Origin of the sequence: Prevotella pectinovora, from assembly GCF_000834015.1 — a bacterium.
GTDB classification, from domain to species: Bacteria; Bacteroidota; Bacteroidia; order Bacteroidales; family Bacteroidaceae; genus Prevotella; species Prevotella pectinovora.
The window spans coordinates 43,314-51,954 of sequence record NZ_JXQI01000053.1 but is presented as its reverse complement, the minus strand read 5'-3'; the positions used below and the strand labels follow the sequence as shown (position 1 = coordinate 51,954).

The 8,641-nt window shown below is 46.3% G+C and carries 7 protein-coding genes; 5 read left to right on the top strand and 2 right to left on the bottom strand.

The genetic code is table 11. The features are described from left to right. Both ST42_RS06265 and ST42_RS06260 read right to left on the bottom strand, forming a co-directional pair. Nucleotides 1-774 (bottom strand): DUF2971 domain-containing protein (locus ST42_RS06265; protein WP_044072885.1); only part of this gene is annotated, 774 nt, incomplete at its 3' end. A 60-nt stretch (nucleotides 775-834) separates the two neighbouring features. Continuing rightward, the gene (locus ST42_RS06260) at nucleotides 835-1,587 is read right to left on the bottom strand and encodes a transcription termination/antitermination NusG family protein (RefSeq protein WP_044072883.1); all 753 of its coding nucleotides are present in this window, start codon (nucleotides 1,585-1,587) and stop codon (nucleotides 835-837) included. A 1,126-nt stretch (nucleotides 1,588-2,713) separates the two neighbouring features. Between ST42_RS06260 and trxA the strand changes: the two genes are divergently transcribed. The 5 genes from trxA to ST42_RS06230 all read left to right on the top strand — a co-directional run bounded on the left by trxA (nucleotide 2,714) and on the right by ST42_RS06230 (nucleotide 8,629). Then, nucleotides 2,714-3,010, top strand: coding sequence for a thioredoxin (gene trxA / locus ST42_RS06250; RefSeq protein WP_022315636.1), 297 nt, complete (start codon nucleotides 2,714-2,716; stop codon nucleotides 3,008-3,010). A gap of 148 nt (nucleotides 3,011-3,158) precedes the next feature. Further along, nucleotides 3,159-5,654, top strand: a complete 2,496-nt coding sequence (locus ST42_RS06245) for an FAD-dependent oxidoreductase (protein ID WP_044072880.1) — start codon at nucleotides 3,159-3,161, stop codon at nucleotides 5,652-5,654. A gap of 46 nt (nucleotides 5,655-5,700) precedes the next feature. Further along, nucleotides 5,701-6,627: a LysR substrate-binding domain-containing protein gene (locus ST42_RS06240; protein WP_042519528.1), complete on the top strand. Its 927-nt coding sequence runs from the start codon at nucleotides 5,701-5,703 to the stop codon at nucleotides 6,625-6,627. 212 nt (nucleotides 6,628-6,839) lie between these two features. After that, complete coding sequence (locus tag ST42_RS06235; protein ID WP_042519529.1) at nucleotides 6,840-7,046, top strand: DUF4492 domain-containing protein; 207 nt, start codon at nucleotides 6,840-6,842, stop codon at nucleotides 7,044-7,046. Between the two features lie 11 nt (nucleotides 7,047-7,057). Next, the gene (locus ST42_RS06230; protein ID WP_394365285.1) at nucleotides 7,058-8,629 is read left to right on the top strand and encodes a cytochrome ubiquinol oxidase subunit I; all 1,572 of its coding nucleotides are present in this window, start codon (nucleotides 7,058-7,060) and stop codon (nucleotides 8,627-8,629) included. Nucleotides 8,630-8,641 lie beyond the last annotated feature (12 nt).

The window sequence follows — 8,641 nt, the reverse complement described above, 5'->3', positions numbered from 1 at the left end:
ATCATATCCATAGGAAGAATTCCAGATTATTTCCGTGTGATTTATATCAATAAGAGAATAATCAAGCAATCCATTACCATATACCAGTATTGGAACTCTTTGTGTATGTTTATTCAGTTTCTCTACATTTTTTTTAAACTTAACACTATCAGTATTCTCGATTACAGAATTCAGGATAATATATTTTAAGGCTTTGCCATAATATAAGTATTCCTCTTTATTGAGGTTGGTACAGCGTTTAATAAATCGGTATTCTTGTTCGTGCTCCCATTCTTTTCGCTTGTGAAAGAATAACTTATCGGCTTTCTTTTGTATGTTGCATTGGATACTTTGAGAGTCATTGGAGTTTGCGATATAAAACGATTCTACAGAGGTATCGTATGATACAATTTTGTGCAGAACGGCATCATCAATTTGTTTGCATAATATGTCCTTGTCAAATACGAGACAGATGCCTTGGCCTTTATCGGCATAAAGTCCCCACATTTGATGAAGGTCGAACCCCAATTTATCCTGTTTGTTATCATCTGCGGTAAGGCTAATCTGTCGATATTTTGCCATCTCACAATCTATTGCATCCAATACATCGGATGGAAAACTATTGATAAGAGTTCCTGTTGTGTCGACATAGGAAAGTTTGTCATTTTCATGAATGTCATTCATATTATGCAACCTTCCAAATCTTAGACTATGGGATTCCAATATTTTAATTGCTGTATCAAACTTTGTGTAATGATACAACTTTTTCATATTCATGAATTCTTCTTTCATCATTTGATTGTATATTTTTATTCTATGTTAGGAGAATTGCTTATTTCATTTATTATATAGTGTTTAACCTGTTGCGTTAATCAAGCAGCGTTCTTGATTTTTCTTTTCCTTCTCCTCCTTCGGTATATATGCCGTCGTCACCAAACATCCGCTGAACAGCTCTACTATTACTCGCTGTTGTCCGGCAATGCGTGCCACTCTGCCATGAATGTCCTTAAAATCTCCTTCGGTCCCAATGGCCATATCGCCTAATTTATATGGGATAATTTCTGTTGTAACAGGGATTATGTGCGGATTCTTGATAGATATTAGTTTGATGAAGTTATTCATCGTCTCATCACATATGGTAAGTGGAGGATTACGGTCGGGAAAGTCTTGACGTTGGGGAGTGTGGTCGAAATAATAACTTAGTAGATTTCTGATTTCATTAGTACTTACTTTGATTTCATAGAGCAATGTTTCAACTTGTTCTGCTGTAGCATGAACAAAGAGAAATGAGGAGAGAAGAGGCTCTGTTATGATTCGCTTCTTTCCTTGCTTCCTTACTTCTTTGTATCGCAAAGGAACATAGCATACCAAGCCTTTAGCTTCTGCAAATTCTTTAGCCTTGACAATACGCCCATACGAATCTCGCAGAACGAACCATTGCTTACTTGCATCAGGCACATTCTCTACCGACACCCCACCTTTGTTCTTTGAGATGGAGGGCGTACAAGAGGTAAGTCTTGCACTTGGACACGAAGAACCTGTGTCAGTAGGTTGCCCATTATACAATGAAGCGTCAGCCGTTAAAGGCTGTTTGGTGTTATCTTCCAATGTTATTGCTCAGAGGTTAGATTAAACCAATAGACTTTTTCTTGATAGGATTGTCAATTATTGACTACAAAGATAAAAAATCTTATTCAGACGAAATATTAAATCATTGGAAATCTTTACTTCTGACATCATATTTCTGCAATTTGAGTTGATTTGTAGTGCTGGTTGCTACAAATCACCTCTCATTGTCATTACCAGGATAAACCTTGTGTCTTCTTTTTTGGTGGCGCTCCTAACCCCAACTTCTGTATTCCATCCCAATTCGTAAGTTGGTCGGCACAACCATTGGAGGCGCCGAGCGAAACGTATGTAACTGCGCTACATGACATGTGACCAACAAAAGCGTGGAAGATGTCAATGGCGTTGTCTGTTAATTGAACTTCATCCGTGGCAAAGAGTTTTCCTCGGTTCGAAATAAGAAATCCCCTAACATCCACGTCTACATTCTCAATTTGAGTGTACGACCATTTTGCCATCTGATTGTGCACGTCCTGTTTGTCGCCAATCGTTATTACATCGCTATGAATTTTGTTTATCATCAAAAATCAGTCATAGTATCATTTTCCTCCTTAATGAAGCCACTAAATCGCTATAGACTAATGACTTGACTCAATGATACTTTTCTGAATGCTTTACAGAAAAGTATCATTAAAGTATCATTAAAGTATCATTGAAGTATCATGGAAAGTAAGCTTAACACTATCATCGCGGATGCGCTTTCAATTATCAGATTACATCAACTTATTGGGCAACCGCTTGGCATAAATTCTGCCCAACAGGGGCAAGCACCGTGCCCCTGTTGAGAAAGCACCTTGCCCCACATGGGCAAGCATCGTGCCCATTTTAGAGCATAAAACTGTTGAAGCTCAAGTATCTCGTTCTGTATTGGAGATAGGTAAAAGCATGGGGTTTCTGCCGGTTTAAAACAAAATGATCATTAGGACTTGTTTGTATTTTGTTTATTCTAATTTGGGTAGACCGATTTAAGTTTATGATAGTTGCAGTCTATTATGATATAGATGTGCTCATTTGTTTGTCTATAAAAGAATCCGTATCTTTGCATCGTCAAAATCAATGACAGACCAAATGATGAACACCCAAGTATTAACCAATAAATATAAAAGATATGGAAAAGCTTTCAGATATAATAAAGAGCGGTCAACTGACTCTCGTTGACTTCTTTGCCACATGGTGTGGTCCGTGCAAGACAATGCATCCCGTTTTGGAACAACTGAAGGAAGAACTCGGCGACAGCATACGCATAGTGAAAGTTGACGTAGACAAAAACGAAGCCATAGCTATGCAGATGCGCATCCAGTCCGTTCCCACCCTGATGGTTTTCAACGGAGGAGAGATGAAATGGCGACAGAGCGGTGCCATGTCGGCAAACGAACTGAAGCAAGTGATAGAGAGAGTGAAGTAGAAAAGACATCAAACAGTAATAACCCCAATTGAGTAAAGGTAAAACAATAACTTGACCAATAAAAATACAGGTCAAAATTTGATTAAGTTATTCTTTCACCATTACTGAACGTCTTAGTGACCGTTTGGGGAGTAAATATTTATCGGCCATGACAGCAAACAAGAAAAAATTCCTCATAGTGGGTGGAGTGGCAGGTGGAGCTACTGCAGCCGCACGCATCAGACGAATGACAGAAGATGCAGAAATCATACTCTTTGAAAAAGGAGAACATATCTCATACGCCAACTGCGGATTGCCATATTATATCGGTGGAGTGATAGAAGACCGCGACCGTCTGTTTGTGCAGACTCCAGAAGCTTTCGGCAGACGTTTCAATATCGACGTGCGCACAAGGAGTGAAGTGACGGCGATAGATGCGACAGCCAGAAAAGTGACCGTGCGCACCGCTGACGGCAAGGAATATAGCGAATACTACGACAAACTGTTGCTCTCACCGGGAGCGTCGCCAGTGGTGCCACCTCTCGATGGCATCGACAGCGAAGGAATCTTCACGCTGAGAAACGTGAGCGACACCGACCGCATCAAGCGTTACATGAGCAACCACAAGGTGAGGCGAGCTGTCATTGTGGGAGGTGGATTCATCGGTCTGGAGATGGCAGAGAATCTGAAGCACGCCGGCGCACAGGTGGCTGTGGTGGAGATGGCAAACCAGGTGATGGCGCCTATCGACTATTCGATGGCGGCTCTCGTGCACGACCATCTGCAGCAGCAGGGCGTGAAACTGTATCTGGAACAGGCTGTGGAAGGCTTCTCTCAGGAGGGAGAAGAACTGGAAGTGCATTTCAAATCAGGCATCAGTCTCAAGGCAGACCTGGTGTTGCTGAGCATCGGTGTGAGAGCGGAAACACGACTTGCACAGGCAGCAGGACTGAAACTTGGCGACATGCGCGGCATCTGGGTGAACGAGTATCTGCAGACATCAGACGAGAACATTTATGCCGTAGGCGACGCCATCGAATATCCTCATCCCATCACCGGCAAACCGTGGTTGAACTTCCTTGCAGGACCAGCCAACCGTCAGGCTCGCATAGTGGCAGACAATATGGTGACGGGCAACAACGAGAGATACGAAGGGGCAATCGGCACGGCAATAGCCAAAGTGTTCGACATTACCGTGGCATCTACCGGTCTGCCGGCAAAGCGACTCAAGCAGATGGACATCCCTTATCTCTCAGCCACTATACATAATGGCGCCCACGCCGGCTACTATCCCGGCAGTATGCAGATGGACATCAAGATAACCTTCTCGCCTGAAGACGGCAGACTCTATGGCGCTCAGATCGTGGGCTACGACGGAGTGGACAAGCGCATCGATGAATATGCCATGGCGATAAAGAACGGAGCCGCAGTAGACGACCTCACCCGTCTGGAGCATGCCTATGCGCCGCCATTCTCTTCAGCCAAAGATCCCGTGGCGATATCAGGCTATGTGGCAGGCAATATACTGAGCGGAAAGATGACTCCACTATATTGGCGCGAGTTGAAAGATATTGATACAACGAAGGTGACGCTCATCGATGTGCGCACAGCCGATGAATATGCCCTGGGAACAATAAATGGAGCCATAAACATCCCGTTGGATGATATGCGCGACAGACTCTCCGAAATACCGAGAGACAAGCAGATATGGCTGTTCTGCGGAGTAGGACTCCGTGGCTATCTGGCTTCCAATATCCTGAAAGCCAACGGATATGAAGATGTGCGCAATCTGATAGGAGGATACAAGACATACAAGGCTGCCACTGCAAAGATAAACACACCGGAAGGATTCGGCGAAGCAGCAGATAATAGTCAGGCGAACGCTTCAGAAACGTCAGGATGCAGCGCTGATGCTCCGTCGTGTTCCGCAGACAAAGAGGTGATAAAGGTAGATGCGTGTGGCATCCAGTGTCCCGGACCAATCATGAAGATGAAACAGGCGATGGACGCATTGAGTGCCGGCCAGCAGTTGGAAATCCGTGCCACAGACGCTGCCTTCCCAAGAGATGCAGAGGCATGGTGTAATACAACAGGAAACAAGTTTCTGGGCAAACGGTCGGAGGCTGGCATACACATAGCTCTCATAGAGAAAGCCACACCATGCGCCATAGAAGCAGCCAAGCCTCAGACCAACGATTTTGGAAAGACGTTGATACTCTTCAGCGACGATCTCGACAAGACGCTCGCCACATTCGTTCTCGCCAACGGGGCGGCAGCAACAAGAAAGAAAGTCAGCATATTCTTCACGTTCTGGGGACTGAATGCCATAAAGAAGACTCACAAACCAAAGGTGAAGAAAGACATCTTCGGACGGATGTTCAGTTGGATGCTCCCTTCAGACTCTTCCAGACTGGCACTCTCGAAGATGAACATGATGGGTATGGGCGCCAAGATGATGCGCTATCTGATGAACAAGAAGGGAGTGGACTCTCTGGAGTCGCTTCGCCAGCAGGCAATCGACAATGGAGTGGAGTTCATAGCCTGCCAGATGTCGATGGATGTGATGGGAGTGAAGCGCGAGGAACTGCTCGACAATGTCACCGTCGGAGGTGTGGCAAGCTATATGGAGCGTGCAGACAGGGCAAACGTGAATCTCTTTATATAAGAATAAACAGTCAACAATGTATATGCCCATTCACTAACACCGCATTATGAATCTACAACAACTCAGATACATAATCGCCGTCAACCGCTTCCGCAATTTTGCGAAAGCGGCTGACTCGTGTAATGTATCGCAGCCAACGCTCAGCGCCATGCTGCAGAAACTGGAAGAAGAACTCGACATCAGAATCTTTGACCGCACCAACAGATCTGTGACGCCTACCACAGCCGGCGAAAAGATAATCCGTCAGGCAGAGAATGCGCTGATGGAGATTGAGCGCATCGGCGAGATAGTTTCTGAAGACAAGGGACAAATAGGCGGCGGGTTCAGATTGTCGGTAGGTCCCACGATAGCGCCATATATACTGCCGAAGTTCATCAGACACTATAGGGAGATGTATCCCACAGTGGAATTGTCGATACAGGAAATGAAAGTGAACTTCATGATAGAGGCGCTGCAGCGAGGCGAACTGGATGCCGGAATGGCGATATCGGGCAATGTGTGCGATGGGGTGCTTGAGATTCCGCTCTATGCAGAGAAATTCATGGTATATCTTGCCGAGAGCTGCTGGCGCAAGTTGCCCGTGTTCAAACCGGAGAATCTGGAACACGAGAACATGTGGATAATGAAGGATGCCCAGTGTCTGAGAGACAGCGCTTTCTCTTTCTGTAAAGCACGGAGCAAGGGAACCCATATCTATGAGGCTGGCAGCATCACCACCCTTGTGCATATCGTCGACGAGAATGGCGGGTTTACCATCATTCCGGAGATGCATCTGCCGTTTCTCAACGACAGGCAGCGGGAGAACGTGCGCCCGATAGAAGGCGACTATCTCTCGCAAAGACGAGTGTCGCTGTATGTCAAGGAGGATTATGTGAGAGAGCGTATGCTCAACACCATTACCGACACCATGAAGACATTCATGCCCGCAGGGATGATAGGCGAGGGGATAATGAAATACGGCATCAGGCTATGACCGTTTTGAAAAATATAGTTGCCAAAAAACAAAATCCAAGCAGCCCTGATGGCTTTTAAAGATGACAAAATCCCGTGCTGAAAAGATATTCTCTATCACGGGATAGATATTTACAATTGTTCACATGTAGAAGGAATAGTATCTTTGCAAAACTATATTATGACAACAACTCCCAACGTTCAATAGCCCGTTGGGGAGGATAAAGCAAAGATATGGAGAAATTGCGTAAAATATTCCTCTTCTATTATGAAGGCTTCAGGGGGATGACGGTCGGCAAGACGCTGTGGACCATCATCCTCATAAAGCTCTTCATAATGTTTGCCGTTCTCCGCATATTCTTTTTCCAGCCCGCCCTTTCGGGCACCGACGAGGAGAAAGCAGACAAAGTGAGGGAAAATCTGATAACAACGAAACCTTAATAAAAAAGCGTATGGATATAATCAACGTAGTAGAATGGTCAAGGGCACAGTTTGCCCTTACCGCATGTTACCATTGGCTTTTCGTTCCTCTGACATTGGGATTGGGAATAATAGTAGCCGTGATGGAGACAGTGTATTACCGCACCCGCAAGCAGGAATGGCTCAGTCTCACCAAGTTCTGGATGACGCTCTTTGGCGTCAATTTCGCCATCGGAGTAGCCACGGGCATTATCCTGGAGTTTGAGTTCGGCACCAATTTCTCCAACTATTCATGGTTTGTAGGCGACATCTTCGGTGCTCCATTAGCCATCGAGGGCATCTTTGCCTTCTTCTGTGAAAGCACTTTCTTCGCCGTGATGTTCTTTGGATGGAAGAAGTTTTCTGCCGGCCAGCACCTCGCCGCCACCTGGCTCACTGCCTTCGGAGCGAGTCTCAGCGCATGGTGGATTCTCGTTGCCAACTCATGGATGCAGTATCCTGTGGGCATGGAGTTTTCTGCCGACCAGATGCGCAATGTGATGGTCAGCTTCCGTGATGTGGCTCTGTCGCCGGTAGCGGTAAACAAGTTCATCCATGCCGTCACCAGCGGATGGTGTCTCGCCGGTGCCTTTGTCGTATGCGTCAGCGGATGGTTCCTGATGAAGAAGCGCAACGTAGACTTTGCCGTCAAATCCATCAAGGTAGGCGGCGCAGTAGGTCTTGCAGGCATCCTGTTGTGTATGTTCTCCGGCGACGGCAGTGCTGTTGAGGTGACAAAGGTGCAGCCCATGAAGCTCGCTGCCATGGAGGGTCTGTATGAGGGCAAGGAAGGCACGCCCCTTGTGGGCTTTGGCATACTGAATACGGAAAAACAGTGGAATGACGACAAGGATCCGATGCTGTTTGAGATAGCCATACCAAAGGGATTGAGCATACTGGGACGCCACGACGCCAATGCCTTTATTCCGGGCATCAAAGACATTATTGAGGGCAAAGATATTGTGGATGGAAAGATGGTCAATACCGTTCCGTATGCCGAACGCATCAAGCGCGGCAAGGCAGCCCAGAAGGCTCTGGCGGCATACAACGAGGCTAAGAAGGCAGGCGACGCTGCCGGAATGGCAAAGGCAGAAAAGGAACTGAAGCCAGACTACAAGTATTTTGGCTACGGCTACTTCAACGATGTGAAAGAAGCAATCCCCGATGTGGCAATGGTGTTCTATCCTTTCCATATCATGGTCGCCGTAGGCGGATGGCTGTTGGTGTTCCTCGCCGCAACGGTGTTCCTGTCGTTCAAGAGACGCGGATGGCTGAGCTGCAGATGGAAGAAAATAAGTGTATTCCCGCTTTTGGCATTTGTCACTTTGCCTCTGGCATATCTCTGCTCCCAGTGTGGCTGGATAGTAGCCGAAGTGGGTCGTCAGCCATGGGCAATCCAGGATATCATGCCAGTGCAGGCAGCCGTGTCAAGTCTGTCGGTAGGTCAGGTCGTCACCACATTTGTCATCTTCGGCTTGTTGTTCACCATCCTGCTGTGTGCTGAGATAAACATTATGATAAAGCAGATAAAGAAGGGTCCCGAAGTGCAGGAACACGTAAACTAATTTTGTTAAACC